The sequence below is a fragment of the Bacteroides faecalis genome (assembly GCF_003865075.1).
In the GTDB taxonomy this organism is placed as follows: Bacteria; Bacteroidota; Bacteroidia; order Bacteroidales; family Bacteroidaceae; genus Bacteroides; species Bacteroides faecalis.
In genome coordinates, this window is sequence record NZ_BHWB01000002.1 from 320,036 (window position 1) to 334,974 (window position 14,939).

At 37.5% G+C, this 14,939-nt stretch carries 12 protein-coding genes and 1 pseudogene; 2 read left to right on the plus strand and 11 right to left on the minus strand.

The window, feature by feature from the left end:
• Nucleotide 1: 1 nt before the first annotated feature.
• The 7 genes and pseudogenes from EJF25_RS25440 to EJF25_RS04145 form a co-directional block, all read right to left on the minus strand.
• Nucleotides 2–1,183 carry a glycosyltransferase gene (locus EJF25_RS25440; protein WP_235016711.1) on the minus strand — a complete coding sequence of 394 codons (1,182 nt, stop codon included), beginning with the start codon at nucleotides 1,181–1,183 and terminating at the stop codon, nucleotides 2–4.
• Between the two features lie 18 nt (nucleotides 1,184–1,201).
• The gene (locus EJF25_RS25445) at nucleotides 1,202–1,846 is read right to left on the minus strand and encodes a glycosyltransferase family 2 protein (protein ID WP_235016712.1); all 645 of its coding nucleotides are present in this window, start codon (nucleotides 1,844–1,846) and stop codon (nucleotides 1,202–1,204) included.
• Between the two features lie 580 nt (nucleotides 1,847–2,426).
• On the minus strand, nucleotides 2,427–2,654 hold the full coding sequence (locus tag EJF25_RS04125; protein WP_125040164.1) for a hypothetical protein: 228 nt from the start codon (nucleotides 2,652–2,654) through the stop codon (nucleotides 2,427–2,429).
• A gap of 85 nt (nucleotides 2,655–2,739) precedes the next feature.
• Nucleotides 2,740–5,067, minus strand: coding sequence for a TonB-dependent receptor (locus tag EJF25_RS04130; protein ID WP_125040165.1), 2,328 nt, complete (start codon nucleotides 5,065–5,067; stop codon nucleotides 2,740–2,742).
• Between the two features lie 92 nt (nucleotides 5,068–5,159).
• Nucleotides 5,160–5,510 carry a DUF8478 family putative metalloprotein gene (locus EJF25_RS04135; protein WP_502697240.1) on the minus strand — a complete coding sequence of 117 codons (351 nt, stop codon included), beginning with the start codon at nucleotides 5,508–5,510 and terminating at the stop codon, nucleotides 5,160–5,162.
• Nucleotides 5,511–5,577: 67 nt separating this feature from the next.
• A complete protein-coding gene (locus EJF25_RS04140; protein WP_125040166.1) occupies nucleotides 5,578–7,176 on the minus strand; it encodes an aspartate:alanine exchanger family transporter in 1,599 nt (532 codons plus the stop codon).
• A 49-nt stretch (nucleotides 7,177–7,225) separates the two neighbouring features.
• A pseudogene (locus EJF25_RS04145) lies at nucleotides 7,226–8,125 on the minus strand (cation diffusion facilitator family transporter).
• A gap of 250 nt (nucleotides 8,126–8,375) precedes the next feature.
• On the opposite strand from EJF25_RS04145, the gene EJF25_RS25450 reads away from it, so the two are divergent.
• Nucleotides 8,376–8,636: a hypothetical protein gene (locus EJF25_RS25450; RefSeq protein ID WP_125040167.1), complete on the plus strand. Its 261-nt coding sequence runs from the start codon at nucleotides 8,376–8,378 to the stop codon at nucleotides 8,634–8,636.
• 210 nt (nucleotides 8,637–8,846) lie between these two features.
• On the opposite strand, the gene EJF25_RS04155 is transcribed toward EJF25_RS25450, so the two are convergent.
• Both EJF25_RS04155 and EJF25_RS04160 read right to left on the minus strand, forming a co-directional pair.
• Nucleotides 8,847–9,515, minus strand: coding sequence for a bifunctional 4-hydroxy-2-oxoglutarate aldolase/2-dehydro-3-deoxy-phosphogluconate aldolase (locus EJF25_RS04155; RefSeq protein ID WP_077153862.1), 669 nt, complete (start codon nucleotides 9,513–9,515; stop codon nucleotides 8,847–8,849).
• Nucleotides 9,516–9,553: 38 nt separating this feature from the next.
• Nucleotides 9,554–10,579: a sugar kinase gene (locus tag EJF25_RS04160; RefSeq protein WP_125040168.1), complete on the minus strand. Its 1,026-nt coding sequence runs from the start codon at nucleotides 10,577–10,579 to the stop codon at nucleotides 9,554–9,556.
• Nucleotides 10,580–10,830: 251 nt separating this feature from the next.
• On the opposite strand from EJF25_RS04160, the gene EJF25_RS04165 reads away from it, so the two are divergent.
• Nucleotides 10,831–11,895 carry a LacI family DNA-binding transcriptional regulator gene (locus tag EJF25_RS04165; RefSeq protein WP_125040169.1) on the plus strand — a complete coding sequence of 355 codons (1,065 nt, stop codon included), beginning with the start codon at nucleotides 10,831–10,833 and terminating at the stop codon, nucleotides 11,893–11,895.
• A gap of 370 nt (nucleotides 11,896–12,265) precedes the next feature.
• Here the strand turns inward: EJF25_RS04165 and EJF25_RS04170 are convergent, their stop codons facing one another.
• Nucleotides 12,266–13,870: an MFS transporter gene (locus tag EJF25_RS04170; RefSeq protein ID WP_200832864.1), complete on the minus strand. Its 1,605-nt coding sequence runs from the start codon at nucleotides 13,868–13,870 to the stop codon at nucleotides 12,266–12,268.
• Nucleotides 13,867–14,937 (minus strand): HlyD family secretion protein, encoded by a 1,071-nt coding sequence (locus tag EJF25_RS04175; protein WP_125040170.1) that lies wholly within the window; start codon nucleotides 14,935–14,937, stop codon nucleotides 13,867–13,869. The genes EJF25_RS04170 and EJF25_RS04175 overlap by 4 nt, the downstream gene beginning before the upstream one ends.
• Between the last annotated feature and the right edge of the window lie 2 nt (nucleotides 14,938–14,939).

Here is a 14,939-nt window from a genome sequence, read left to right on the forward strand (position 1 = left end):
TTTATATTTTCATTTTTATAATATCCCTGAATAATTGAATAAGCTGTGGCACATAATAATCAAAGCTAAACAGCTTTCTATTATGTAACATATTATCTGTCAATTGTTGCATCCTAATTCTGTCTTTCAATTTAGTTGATAGTTCTTGGGCATCTTTAAAAAATATTCCGATATCCAATTTAGTCGCAATATCTTGCGTAGCTACTATATGCCCAGTGTTGTTATAAAGTATAACCGGTAGGCCTGCTGACGCATACATACTAATCCTGGCAGGTATATTCATATCATCCCAAAGCATTTTCAGCTGATCTCCACTATTATTACTTTTCAAGCAATGCAACCATCCAGCATCATATTGTGAAAATTCTTTTGTCCAATTGTCAGCTGATACATGAGGATGAACATGAAAATGATTAGGAGCTGTCCGAAAACGCTGGATATTCTCCCTTGCCCGATCATTATAATAGTTCTCTGTATACAAATGAATATGAATATTATTATTCACAAATACCTTCAAATCCGTATCAGATATACCTATCATTCTTCCAGCAATTACGGTATGTATTTCGCCATCCTGAGCAGATAGTTTAGGCGAAAAATCATTTTTAAAATTATCCATTTTAGGTAAATCACCATCCATAACTAACGAAAGACCAGAAGTCGGAGGAAGGAATTGTTTAAACCATTCTTTTACCATATCATTCAAAAAGATTTTACCTGCAGCATGAGTATACAAATAAATCAATTTATCCCAGACACCATTACGAAGACAAACGGAGGGTCCCTCTTTAAAATGCCAAACGAAAGGGATATCAGGACATGCTCTCATCACATCATAGGCAAAAGCAACCGAACCAAAGTTCAACATACCATAAATGACATCGGGGTGAATCTCAGCAAACCCATCTTTCCAAGAACCTAAAGGGATATCTTCGATGTGCCCGAATGGTAAAGGTCCCACCGCTGAGAAACTAAATACCGGTGTGGGGAGCCATAAACCATAAAGTTGATGTCCTGCCTCCTCCAATGCGTATATACGTTCTGGATTATAAGCCAATTCTCCTAACAGAACTATCTTAAGGGAAGATTCACAAGATGATTGTTTTTCTCGAAAATTCGAATAAAGCTTCTCTTCGTCGATAAATTTATACTCGGAAACTCTCATTTTAACAGGAGACTTCACCTGATAGTAGTTTCTATATTATTTAAGCCCTCCTCCATATTTTTCACTAACAAAACGATGGCGTTGAGCTGGATGAGAAACCCAGGAGCAAGAAACTTCATTGGTCATGCCAAAGGTCCCTTCTCCAATCAATTTATACCAAAACATTGAATAGAGGTCCTCTGTTACCCACTCACTTCTTTCTACCCAGCGCTCTTCTGTTCTTTTGTGGGAAGTTTGTACTAATTGCAAACAATACCCTTTTCTAACTCCTTTACTTTCCGTATCGAAAGTAAAATGTAAAGTGTCAGGAAAATCATATCTCATCCCCGTATACACTAAAATCATATCATCATATTCCTCAAATTTCTTCTTGATACTTTCCAAATGATTCTCGTAATAAAAATCGTCCGAAGGAAGATAAGCAATATATTCATGTTTAGCGGCATTAAGACCTTGATTCAAAGCGCACCCCAAACCTAGATTACTATCGTTTTTTATATATACGATACGAGTATCAACCAATAAATCTGAAATAAACATTTCAGTTTCATCGGTACAACCATCATTTATTATAATTAGCTCCCAGTTCTGATAGGTTTGTCTATATAAACTCTGAATCGCTCTCCGAATAAATGAAGCCTGATTATAAGTAGGCATTATTATAGAAAAAGAAGTTTCCATAGTATTAAATTTATTGCAACACGAGCAAATATAAAAAAATAAATTAGATAATCCAAAGATAAACAATTAAATATTTGACAATAAAACGTTATAATAAGATTATTATAACAACCCTACAATAGGTTTTATAGTAAACAATAGCAATATACATTTTTACAATTTAAGCCATGTGCTTAAACTGTCTTCTTTAACGTAAGTTCGATATAATTCTTAGAATAACATCAGCTAGCTGTCCGTCATAGATAAATACCCGAGTCGCGGCGACCATAGAGAGGCAATAACATGATGGTTGATGATACGGATTATAAAAAGACAGGAAAGTGTATAGAGTACATCAGGCGTGTCCATTTCCATGTGGAGCATAAATCTGTTCTTGATTTCAAAACCCAGTTTATGGGTATAACCGGTGGTACAAGCTAGATACTTCTTGACTTTACGCTTCTTGGTGATAAAAGAAAGAAAGGTAATTAGGTATGAATGAAAAAGAACTTGAACATCCCTTCACTAAAAAACAGGGTGAGGAAGCGGCTGTCCAAGAACGTATCAATGAATATTCCATGAGCAAATTGCCAGCTCATCCTTAATCGTTCTCCAATATAATCTGCCATCCGTTATAAAGCGGTTCAATACCTATGAGACAATGGAGAAACTCTTTGAACAAGCAACTAAGGAACCGTTGGAACTCACGATTACTGAAAGGAGATGGGGAGCGATTTAAGAAGTAATCATAGCTATAGCAAACATCTTTGGTCTGACCAGTGAAGAGATATACGATGTAGTAATTTACAAATCTAATCAACTCGCTCATGTGTGGAGTATTTACAAATATTCAAAATAAAATGTCTGACCTGTGAAGGCTGGACATTTTATTTCATGCTACTTAAATTAATTTATTAATAGCTGATTTTCACCCCTAAAAAGAAACTTCTGGGCAACGAAGGACCATAAATGTAACCAGAATCCCTGTCAGGCCCCTTATCGAAATCATTCTGATAAGAATTAAAGATATTCTGTATACCGGCATTTACTTGTAAATCCATTGATTTATAAAGCTTGAAATCATAAGCAGCTTTCAAACTAATATCAAAGAAATCTTTGGTATCAACTGTAATCGGAGCATCCAGAAAACCCGGGACTGCCTCGTGAGGAATCAGCATAGAACCGGTATAAGTTCCTGAGAATGCAATAGACAAAGGCTTTATCGGAGTATAAATAGCAGTGAAATAGCCATAGGTATTTGGTGTACGCATCATTTTTCTTACTTTCGGCGCTTCCTTATTCCACTCGTGCGGTTCATCATAATGACTTTGCTGCAAAGTTACTCCAGCCTGAATCTGAAATTTATTCAGATAAGCCATTTTTCCCTCCAAAGTCATTCCCATTACTTGTGCACCGGGAGCATTATAACGTGTACGTTTTAGGATTCCATCTACTACTTCTCCATCTGTCAAGGCAAAAACATCTAATAACTTTGTATAGAATCCTTCTATCAAAAAATTCATCTGAAAAGCTCCGAAACGATGGTAAATATCAGCTGAAGCACTCAAACTATTAGATCTTTCTTCTTTCAGGTTATCTGCCAGCTCAATCATCGCTACATTGCCACCTACATTCTCAATATGTAAATCCTCATCAAACGCCTGAGGTGCCCGGAAACCGGAAGAGTAACTTACACGAAAATTTATATCCTTCGTCGGATTGAAACGTAAATTAGCACGAGGACTGAAAATTAGATGATCAATCAGATTATGTTTGTCAAAACGCCCGCCAATTAAGATTCCCCAATGATCGTTTTTCCATTCATTCTGCAAGAAAGCACTATAGATATCTACGTTCTGTTTAGTATACCTGTTGTATCCCCACATACGATCCTCCAAACGATCCTGATTAAGTTCAACTCCCGCTGTTAAGTCAGAAGGCATAAAAAGGCATTTATCAAACGTATAAATATATTGAGAACCTGCCATCCAATTTAAGTCTGTAGTATTTCCATAAGCATCTAAATCTTGTTTGCCTCCATAATAGCTATCCCGATCGATATGCTGAGCCGAAGCGAAAACATTGAAACGATGTTTCTCATTCGGAGAGAAATAATCATATTTTAATCCACCACCGTTAATAGAATGTTCGGTCTGCTCTGCAACATTTGCTTCATGAGGGGGACGATTTAGCAAATCTCCTCCTCTACGAAATTCTTCCATATGGTGATACTCAAATGTTAGTTTTGAGTAAATACTGGTTTTCAGGAAGGAACGAAATCCAACTGTTTGCCCATGCAGTTTGGGAATCTCCGAATAACCGTCACCATCATGATCATAGGCTGAACGATGACGATTCTGTCCAAAGATGTACAATCCGGCACGTCGATCGTCCGTTACAAGTGAAGCATTCAGAGCAGTGCTATTGTCAAACGCATCACCATCTCCAATACAGGTAATTGTATGCGACAGCATACCCGAGTTACGAATTGGTTCTTTGGTAATAATATTAATAGTACCGGCAATTGCTGATGAACCAAACAAAGCTGAACCTCCTCCACGCATTACTTCTACACGTTCTATCATACTAGCCGGAATCTGTTCAATGCCATATACACCGGAGAGAGCGCTAAATATAGGACGAGAATCTAGCAAAATTTGTGTATAAGGACCATCCAAACCATTGATACGTACTTGTTGAAATCCACAATTCTGACAATTCGATTCAACACGTACACCCGGTTGGAAGCTCAATCCCTGTGCTAACGTAGTAGAATTTGTATTCTCAAAGATTTTCAAATCAATTACATTTACTAATGTCGGAGCCAAACGACGAGTAGTTTCATTGCGATTAGCAGATACAACCACACCATCTAATGCTACCGCATCCTCTTCTATTTCAAAATCTTCTTCCAAAGTATGACCTTTCTTTAATGTTACGTTCCTAATGACTGTTTTATAACCAACAGAACTTACTTCAAGTACAAAGTTTCCTTCAGGAAGATTTTTCAAAAAATAGTGCCCGGTTACATCAGTAACTGTTCCAATAGTCGTCCCTTTTAATGTAATCGTAATGTAGGGTAAATGTTCTTTTGTTTTCTTATCAAGAATATGACCGATAATATTAGCATCCGATTTTCGCAGTTCAGGATATTCAGGGTGCTCATGATGAGCAGCTTGTCCTTCAAGGGCAGGCAATAATGCACAGCACAGACAGACAAGCGAAAAGATGTATTTTTTCATTTTTCGTTCGTTGTTCGTTTTCATTGAATATTAACATGAAAGTATAGATGATTAGTAACCTGTGCAAAAAACAGGTATTGTCATCTTTTATATCAAAAGGAACGAACAACTGGTGGTGCCCTAAGTGCTACCACCCCATGATAAGGTGCATGATGATGTGTCAGTAGCGGACGTTTCAGCAACAAACACAATAAAAAGGGAATAGAAAAAGGAACTAAGAAAAGAGTAGCAGCACCATCAGTTACCAAATGAGATAAAAGATGAATGGATAAAAATTCAACAGATGTATGGCTATGCGCTGTCCCTTTCTTAAAAGGATGTGAATGGACAATCGTTACCCCATTGACCACATGCATATGGGCAAAGAATGTAATGCTTGCCATGTACGAAATAAATAGTACCGGCAGAAAATAACGCATTATATGGAGTAACAATCGTTTCACTTCTTTATTTAAAAGTGGCAAAGATATAAACTATTTTTCTGACCACCAATCCTTAGTTTATGATGATTTAATATACTGCTGAAGCGATCACCTGGATAAATAAAATAAGAAATACCATAGCAATCGGATATACGGTTGCATAAGCTACGCTAGGGATGTTACTATCTACCATTGAATCGGCAGCAGCTAAACCCGGCGTACTAGTCATACCACCAGTAATCGTTCCCAATAAATCAAGAAGGCTAATCTTAAATACCAGACGACCTACAATGGCAGCAACCAACATTGGAATTAATGTGATAGCAGCTCCTACTCCGAACATTAATAATCCACTCTCTTGGAAAGTAGCTACCAGATTCTTTCCGGCAGAAGTACCAACTTCCGCAAGGAAAAGTAACAACCCTAACTGCCGTAGTAACTGATTGGCAGGGCCAGACATAGACCAGAGAATAGGACCTGTTTTACCAATAGCGCTCAGGAAAAGTGCTACCATCAATACGCCTCCGGTCAATCCTGGAGAAAATGACAGACTATCTGAGAAAGATATATTCAATTTACCGAATAATACGCCTAGTACAATACCCATTGCAATCGGAAAGAAATCCGTATCAGAAAGTTTTTTCACATCATTACCCAACAAACGAGCTATTCCTTTGATTCCCTCCTTTTCACCAACGATCATCAATTTATCACCAAACTTCAATGCCAAATCAGGAGAAGGAGATAAATCAATGCCACTTCGACGAACACGAGTCACTGTACAGCCAAAGTTTTTTTGCAGATTCAAATCCCCTAGCTGCTTGTTAATCATATCTTTTTTTGTGAGCAACAAAGACTCTATCTCCTGAGTCTTATCTAATGGAAGTTCACCTTCTTCACGCTCTCCAACCAGCAATGCCAATTGATTCAATGACTCATCACTGCCTACAGCCTGAATATAATCCCCTTCATGCAATACAGTGTATGCTGTAGGAATCGAGATTTCAGCTTTATGTTTAAGACGTGAAATAACAGCTCCTGTCATGGCTCGAGCATTAATTTGCATCAAGCTGCGATTAAATACATTTGAGTTAGTTATACGATAAATACAGGTTTTCAATTCGGGGAATTGTCCACGACGTTCTATTTCCAAACGACGTGCTTCCTTGTCCAAATCAACCTTCATCACTTTAGGGAGCAACTTCACAAACAAAATAACCCCAATAACCCCAAAGGGATAGGCTATACCATAGGCAATAGATGCCAATGGCGAATGGGTACTATCGATAGCTACAGCTAATCCTGGCGTACTGGTAAGTGCTCCCGCAATTAACCCTACAATACTCGGTGTGTCAATATTGAATGCATACTTCAATCCAAGTGCGGTCAGGCAGGCAGAACTTATAATAAGCATAGTAATGAGAATCAGCGTCTTTCCTTTACTGCGAAAAGAATCAAAGAAACCGGGACCCGCCTGAATTCCAATGGTAAAAATGAAAAGTACCAAACCAAAATTTCCCAGTTCTTTGGGAATAATAACGCCATAATGCCCGAAAAGAAGAGCAATAAAGATCACCGCCGACACATCAAGCGATAGCCCCTTAATCTTAATTCTTCCCAGCATAAAACCTAATGCAACGATCAGGAAGAGAGAAAAATAAGAGGACTGCAACAAGTCAATCAACATATTGTAAAAAGGTTAGTTAGTGTTAGGGCAGCAAAGGTACGGATTTATTTCAATCCTTACAACATTCCGTATCACAAGTAGTTCTCTCATCTTCTATTTCCAAAGTAGCGTGATGGATACCTGCTTGCTCCAAGACCATTTTTACAGAACATTTCACTTGCTCCATTTTAGCAATATCATTAATAACCAGATGGGCAGTTAATGCAGTTTAGGTCGTACTTAAAGCCCAAATATGAACGTGATGGGAACTTTTCACTCCCGGCTGTTCTAAGATAAGGTGCACTATCTTTTGAGAATCAAGACCTACTGGAACGCCATCTAATGATAAACGGAGACTGTCATGAAGTAACCCCCATGTAGAAATGACAATAATAACTGCAATCATCAATCCGATGATAGGATCGACAATACTCCAACCCGTATAAGCTATAACAAGTCCTGAAACAACTACTCCGACAGACACTAATGTATCTGCTGCCATGTGCAAATAAGCACCTTTTACATTTAAATCTTTCTCCTTATCTTTAAGAAATAGCCATGCTGTAACAGCATTGATAATTACTCCTACTCTGGCAGTCCAAGCAATGGCAGAGCCATCAACCGCCACTGGATGAAATAGTTTATCAATACTTTCAACAACAATAATCCCGACTGCCACCAGTAGAATAACTGCATTCAGCAAAGAAACAAGAACTGTACTCTTTTTATATCCATAGGTATAACGGCTATTGGGACTTACTCTTTGCAAACGGAAAGCGAGCATAGCCAATACCAGACTAGCCACATCCCCTAAATTATGTCCGGCATCCGAAAGTAACCCAAGTGAATTGTAGTAAAAGCCAACACTAAATTCTACAATAACAAAAGCTACATTAAGCACTATTCCTATAACGAAAGCTTTATTGAGTGAAGTCAGCTGATAATTATGTTCGTGGTGATGAGTTTCCATATCATATTATTTTTATTTATGAAAAACATCTATGCTTAAAATTAGTTCATGCCATTTATTAAAGTTATTACCGTTTTAAAACTAAGAAATTGACTTAAATCAAATCCTTTAAAAAGAATCGGGTTCCCTCATACTGCCAACTATTTTTTTAGTTACCTTTGTCTCCGTTTTTTGAAAAAAACTTCTAAACTCAGTCTGTATACTATGTTGTAACCAATAATTAATATGTTCAACTAAAAAGATAAAGAAAATGTCTACAGAAATATCTCCCAATATAGCAGTAACAGATAGTAGTCTAATATCAACAACTGCAATTGTACCACAGACAACAGATTCTGTTCTAAAAGCACAGAATACAATTACGACCAAGGCCTATAAAGTGATACCTCCACGTCGGAGCTTCGACGAACAACGCCCATTTGTTTTTTCTATAATAGGTTTTGCCATATTTTATATTTTGACTCTCGTAATCGGACGAATCATCAGAACCAGAATATTACATAACTCTTGATGTGCTATAATACAGTTCACTCAAAAACATAGAAAAACCACCAAAATGATCACTCATTCCGATGGTTTATCCCTTTTTAAACACCTTTAAACAAAATGAAAATATGTCTCGTTACTAAACAGAACTAACTAACCAATAGAGACATATTTCAAGGAGGCTGGTCACCACCAGCCTCTACTTCTATTTACCAAACCATATATTTAAAAAGTCTTATTTACGAGCCTCAGCAATATATCCAAGAGCTTCTTTACATTTTTCTGTTACATAAGCCCAATCTTCTGCTACCACTTTGTCTTTCGGGAATAGTTTAGAGCCCATGCCAACGCAGAATACACCTGCTTTAATCCATCCAGTCAGGTTTTCCTGAGTGGGTTCTACTCCACCAGTAACCATTAGTTTTGACCATGGCATAGGAGCCATTAAGCCTTTCACAAAATTAGTTCCATATACATCACCTGGGAATACCTTGCAAAGATCGCAACCTACTTCCTGTGCAAACCCTACTTCTGACACTGAACCGCAACCAGGCGTATAAGCTACTAAACGACGATTGCAAATTTTAGCTATTTCAGGATTGAATAAGGGACCTACAACAAAGTTTGCACCTAACTGCAAGTACATAGCAGCAGTAGCAGGATCGACAATAGAACCTATACCAATTGCCATTTCAGGGCATTCTTTTGCTGCAAACTTTACGATTTCAGCAAATACTTCTTGTGCAAAATCACCACGATTAGTGAATTCAAAAGCACGAACACCACCATCATAACAGGCTTTCACTACTTTCTTTGCAACTTCTGCATCTTTATGATAGAATACAGGCACCATACCTGTAGAGCCGATCTTATTCAATACGGCTATTTTATCGAATTTTGCCATCTTTATTAAATTATGAATGAAGAATTAAAAATGAGGAATTAGCGTTGTACACGACCGCTTGCGTCACCGCCGGCCAATGCCTCTACCTCCTCTATAGAAACCAAATTAAAATCGCCATTAATAGTATGCTTCAAAGCGGATGCAGCTACTGCAAATTCTAAAGCCTCACCCTGAGTAGCTTTTGTCAATAAGCCATGAATAATACCGCCTGAAAACGAATCACCACCACCTACACGATCGATTATAGGATCAATATCATAACGTTTTGAAGTATAGAACTCTTTTCCGTCATAAATCATTGCTTTCCAACCATTGTGTGTAGCAGAAAAAGATTCACGAAGAGTAGATACTACATATTTAAATCCAAATTCTTTCATCATCTGTTGGAAGATTCCCTTGTAACCTTCAGCATCCGTATGCCCACCTTCAACGTCTGCATCCGGTTTGAAACCCAGACAAAGTTCTGCGTCTTCTTCATTGCCAATGCACACATCGACATACTTCATCAAAGGTTCCATAATGGACTGTGCTTTTTCTTTAGTCCACAGTTTTTTACGGAAATTCAAGTCTACAGAAACAGTTACACCATGACGTTTTGCCGCTTCACAAGCCAGACGAGTCAATTCAGCTGCTTTATCTGAGATAGCAGGAGTAATACCAGACCAGTGGAACCAATCTGCACCTTCCATTATAGTATCAAAATCGAAATCAGCAGCATCCGCTTCAGCAATAGCAGAGTGGGCACGATCATAGATTACTTTGCTAGGACGCATAGAAGCTCCAGTCTCCAAGTAATAGATACCTACACGGTCACCACCACGAGCGATAAAGTCTGTTTTAACCCCATATTTACACAAGGCATTTACAGCAGCCTGTCCAATTTCATGTTTCGGCAATTTGGTTACAAAATAGGCATCATGTCCGTAGTTGGCGCAACTCACAGCAACATTTGCTTCTCCACCGCCATACACTACATCAAAAGAGTCAGATTGAACAAAACGAGTATTACCCGGAGTTGATAATCTAAGCATGATTTCACCTAATGTAACTACTTTCTTTCCCATAATTTTATGTTTTAAATTCTAATTTATTAGTATTATAAAGTTGCAAATTATCATTTTTCGTCTGTAAAAAGACATAATCCACTGATAATATGAATATTAATTTATCTATAAACGAAGGTCACAAGCCTTTCGTGTGCGGGCACAAAGATACAATAATTTTCGTAATTACAAAAATTGTTATATATTTGTGTCGATAATATTTAGATTATTATTGTGTGCGAGCACATAAATTTATATAAATAAGGGATCGTATGAATAAATTGCCCGAAAGAATCAGAATAAAAGACATAGCGCATTTAGCTAATGTGTCAGTAGGAACAGTAGACCGCGTAATTCATGGTCGTAGTGGAGTTTCAGAAACCAGTAAAAAACGAGTAGAAGAAATACTAAAACAGTTGGATTACCAACCCAATATGTATGCTAGTGCACTTGCTTCTAATAAAAGATACTCCTTCATCTGCCTTCTACCTCAACATCTAGAAGGAGAATATTGGACTGCCATCGAAGCAGGAATCTACGAAGCGGTTACTACGTATTCGGATTTCAACACCTCGGTTAAAATCAACTATTACGATCCTTATGATTACCATTCGTTTGTTAATGCCAGCAAAGCTATTCTGGCAGAAGAACCAGACGGAGTTATGGTAGCACCAACTGCTCCGCAATATACGAAAGGTTTCACCACCCAACTGAAAATGTTAGATATACCTTATATATTTATAGATTCAAAAATAGAAGATACCCCTCCCCTAGCCTTTTTTGGACAGAATTCACGCCAAAGCGGATACTTCGCAGCTAGAATGCTGATGTTACTAGCCAGAGAGGAAAAAGAAATTGTTATTTTCAAAAAGATACATGAAGGAATTGTTGGTTCTAACCAACAAGAAAGTCGTGAAATCGGATTCAAACAATATATGAAGGAACATCATCCGTTATGTAAGATATTGGAACTAGACTTACATGCAGAACGTAATGATGAAGACAACGAAATGTTGGATGATTTCTTCCGTACTCATCCTAAGGTAAATACAGGAATAACATTCAACTCCAAAGTTTATATCATAGGCGAATATATGCAAACGCGTAAGAAAAAAAATTTCAACTTGATAGGCTATGACCTTTTGGAACGAAATGTCTCTTGTCTGAAAGAAGGTAGCATTTCTTTCCTTATCGCCCAACAACCGGAGTTGCAAGGTTTCAATGGTATTAAAGCTCTTTGTGACCATCTCATTTTCAAAAAAGACGTTACTCGTATCAATTATATGCCAATTGATTTACTAACTGCAGAAACGATTGAATATTACCATAGTAAATAAAAGTTAGATACAACGGATAAAGTACATAGAAACAGAATTCTTAAAAGTCACTCCTGCCGATAATGTTGCAATTGCCAATCTCTCGGCAGGATTTTTTATTAATGGAATTGAAGCCCTATCGAATGAAGATTACTGAACATTAATTGCCTTAAAGGTTTCATAGAAGACTAAGATATTATCAAATAAAGTTTTTCTGTCAGACATATTTTCTTTAGTAGCAAAGAAGCTAAAGAGCCGGCCGCAATAATTCTCATATAAAATATACATATTACACCGATTTTATGAAAAGTACACTGCTAAACAATTGTTTATCATCAACTATCAATTCTCAACACCAGTCATGAGCGTTATTTATGAAATTTGAAAATCGCTAGACCATATCATCTCCCATTTTAGTAAATGTAACGCGGATTGTTTTATGGAATGGAATAAAACGAGATACAACAGCTATAATAATCGATATTACAAGTAAATATCCTAAAATCTCTTTGAGTGCAAGCAACAAACTTTGTTGCTGCAAAGTTCCATAAAGAGAATTAGTTGCTATTTGAACAGCTTCATTATATCCATGCCCCTGTGCTATAGCGCTATTCAAAGATTGAGTATAGCGCGACGCAGCCAACGGATCAGTAGCAGTTATTGTTTCCGATAGAGAATACATATATTTTTGTTCCAACCGATAAAGAACATTACTATATAAAGAAGTAGCCATAACAGGTGCCAATACCGATCGGAAAATTATTAGAAAAAAAGCATTGGATAATAAAAGCTTCGGATCCATATCTTCTACAGCGAAAAGAGCAAAAGCTATAATCAAAGCTAACATTCCTAATCCACGAAAGAATATTGGCAGATATAACATGTCATAGGTACTTTGCGGAGAGATTCCGAAATAAAGACTTCCGAAGAATATTACAAAACATGTCATACCTCCTGCCACCAAAAAACGAAAACGCCAACGCTGCCACCTGAACCACCAGAAACAGATGAAAGCTCCTATTACATATCCTGGAAGCAGAAAAATATAAAGGGAATAGGTATGCGTAGTATCGACTCTCAATATAATGCTTAAATAATTAGTCAGCAAAGTAGTCGAAGTACTGAAAAACATAACAAGCATCATATAGAAATATCCGATAATCGCTTTGGGCTGATATAAAGGAGCAAGACTAACATAAGGAGTAGTCGAACGATGTTGAATCCAAATAAATAACGCGATTAACATAGGAGCAATCACAATATAAAGACATATTTTAGGGGAAGCCATCCAATCAAGTACTTTCCCATAATTAATAACATACATCAGCATTAATAGCCCTATCGAGATAATAAACATCTCTCGAATGTGCAATTCTGACATAGGGACAGATTTTATAGGGCGGTTATGACGGAAACATACAATCACTAAAAGAATGGATACTAAAATTAAAAGCATCATAAAGTAATACATATATTTCCAATTATAATGATACGCCAACTGAGCTGTTATGAGCATAGAAACTTGACCTCCACTAAACACCAACGGATAAAAATAAGAATAAAACTCGCTACGCACATCTTTTGGACTAAAAATCATCTTTGCATGGCGTATAAACCATAACATAAGGAATCCCTTCAGAAAACCAATGGCAAAACTGCAAACAATCAAAATATCGGCATTTTGCGAACGGGCACATATCCAACTCAGGAAAAATTGCAAGAGCAAGTCCGTAAGCAACAAGAACTTAACAGAAACGGCTGCCAATACTTTGGGAATAATGGGATAAGCAATTGCCATACCGGTGGAAGCGGCATAATACCCCATAGAAATGTCTTCCGAATTGGTTCCTAAGGTATTCGATACTTCCAATGTACTTCCGGTATAAGAACCATTTAACATAGTAATCGGAAGAATAATAATGAAAAGACTAAGAAGTCCAAGCCAGTCGGGTACCCACTGGCGCGTAGGTACCCCAAGTTCCTTCATAGTAATCATCGGCGCAATGCTTCTGTTTCTACCATCATACCAGCTCTTAATTGTGCCATCTCTTCCGAAGAAACATCCTTCAGATCAATCCTCACAGGTATGCGTTGCTGTACTTTCACAAAATTCCCGGCAGAATTATCTGTGGGAACTAATGAATATTTTGAACCCGTTGCCTCGGAAATAGCTGTCACTTCACCATGAAAAACCTTTCCTGGTAAAGCATCTACTTTAATACATACTTGTTGTCCTAGATGTATATTGGCAATCTGAGTCTCTTTATAATTGGCTGTCACCCATTTATCCTTATTTCGCACCAAATATGAGACTGTCTGTCCCGTTTGAACGTATTGTCCCGGTTCTAATGTACGTCTCCCTATATATCCATCATACGGAGCAAGGAGGACTGTATAGGATAAATTCAAATTAGCCAAATCTACCTCTGCTTCTTTACGAAGTATTGTCGCTTCTGCTCCTGTACTTTTTTTACTTGTTTCTGCATACTGTGACAAAGCTGTTTTTTTCTGTGCAACCAACGCCTGATAACGAGCTTGTGCAGCTTCGTATGCAGCCTTTACCTGTTCAAACTGTTGTTCCGGAACCGATTCTTCTTTTAGCAAACGCTCAAAACGGTGATAATCCTGTTCTAATTGCCAAAGCTTTGCTTCAGCTTCGGCAATATTGGCATCTTGCACAGCAATGTTTGAGTGAGAGGTTTCAATGCCCGAATGAAGAACTTCCTGCGATCCCTGCGCATCCAACAAAGCTGCTTCTGCCTCTTTCAATTTAATCTGATATTCGCGATTATCCAATATTAATAAGGTATCTCCCTGGCGTACATATTGATGTTCCTTAAAACATACTTCCTTAATATATCCCGAAACCCGCATATTCAATGGAGCGACATATTGATCTACAAATGCATCATTTGTGACTTCATAATTAATATAACGCCAGAAATAAGTTGCCGTCCACCACAATCCGGAACCTGCAAGTAAAACACAAACCAGGTTCAGAACAATATTACGTACCCTGACTTTTTTTAGCCTATGCTGTTTTTCCTCTAATTTATTTGCCATAA

Excerpts from the sequence above, each read along its gene's own strand:
- EJF25_RS25445 (WP_235016712.1), bottom strand. The coding sequence starts at position 1,846 with ATGGAAACTTCTTTTTCTATAATAATGCCTACTTATAATCAGGCTTCA.
- EJF25_RS04125 (WP_125040164.1), bottom strand. The coding sequence starts at position 2,654 with ATGAGCGAGTTGATTAGATTTGTAAATTACTACATCGTATATCTCTTC.
- EJF25_RS04130 (WP_125040165.1), bottom strand. The coding sequence starts at position 5,067 with ATGAAAAAATACATCTTTTCGCTTGTCTGTCTGTGCTGTGCATTATTG.
- EJF25_RS04140 (WP_125040166.1), bottom strand. The coding sequence starts at position 7,176 with ATGTTGATTGACTTGTTGCAGTCCTCTTATTTTTCTCTCTTCCTGATC.
- EJF25_RS25450 (WP_125040167.1), top strand. The coding sequence starts at position 8,376 with ATGTCTACAGAAATATCTCCCAATATAGCAGTAACAGATAGTAGTCTA.
- EJF25_RS04155 (WP_077153862.1), bottom strand. The coding sequence starts at position 9,515 with ATGGCAAAATTCGATAAAATAGCCGTATTGAATAAGATCGGCTCTACA.
- EJF25_RS04160 (WP_125040168.1), bottom strand. The coding sequence starts at position 10,579 with ATGGGAAAGAAAGTAGTTACATTAGGTGAAATCATGCTTAGATTATCA.
- EJF25_RS04165 (WP_125040169.1), top strand. The coding sequence starts at position 10,831 with ATGAATAAATTGCCCGAAAGAATCAGAATAAAAGACATAGCGCATTTA.
- EJF25_RS04170 (WP_200832864.1), bottom strand. The coding sequence starts at position 13,870 with ATGATTACTATGAAGGAACTTGGGGTACCTACGCGCCAGTGGGTACCC.
- EJF25_RS04175 (WP_125040170.1), bottom strand. The coding sequence starts at position 14,937 with ATGGCAAATAAATTAGAGGAAAAACAGCATAGGCTAAAAAAAGTCAGG.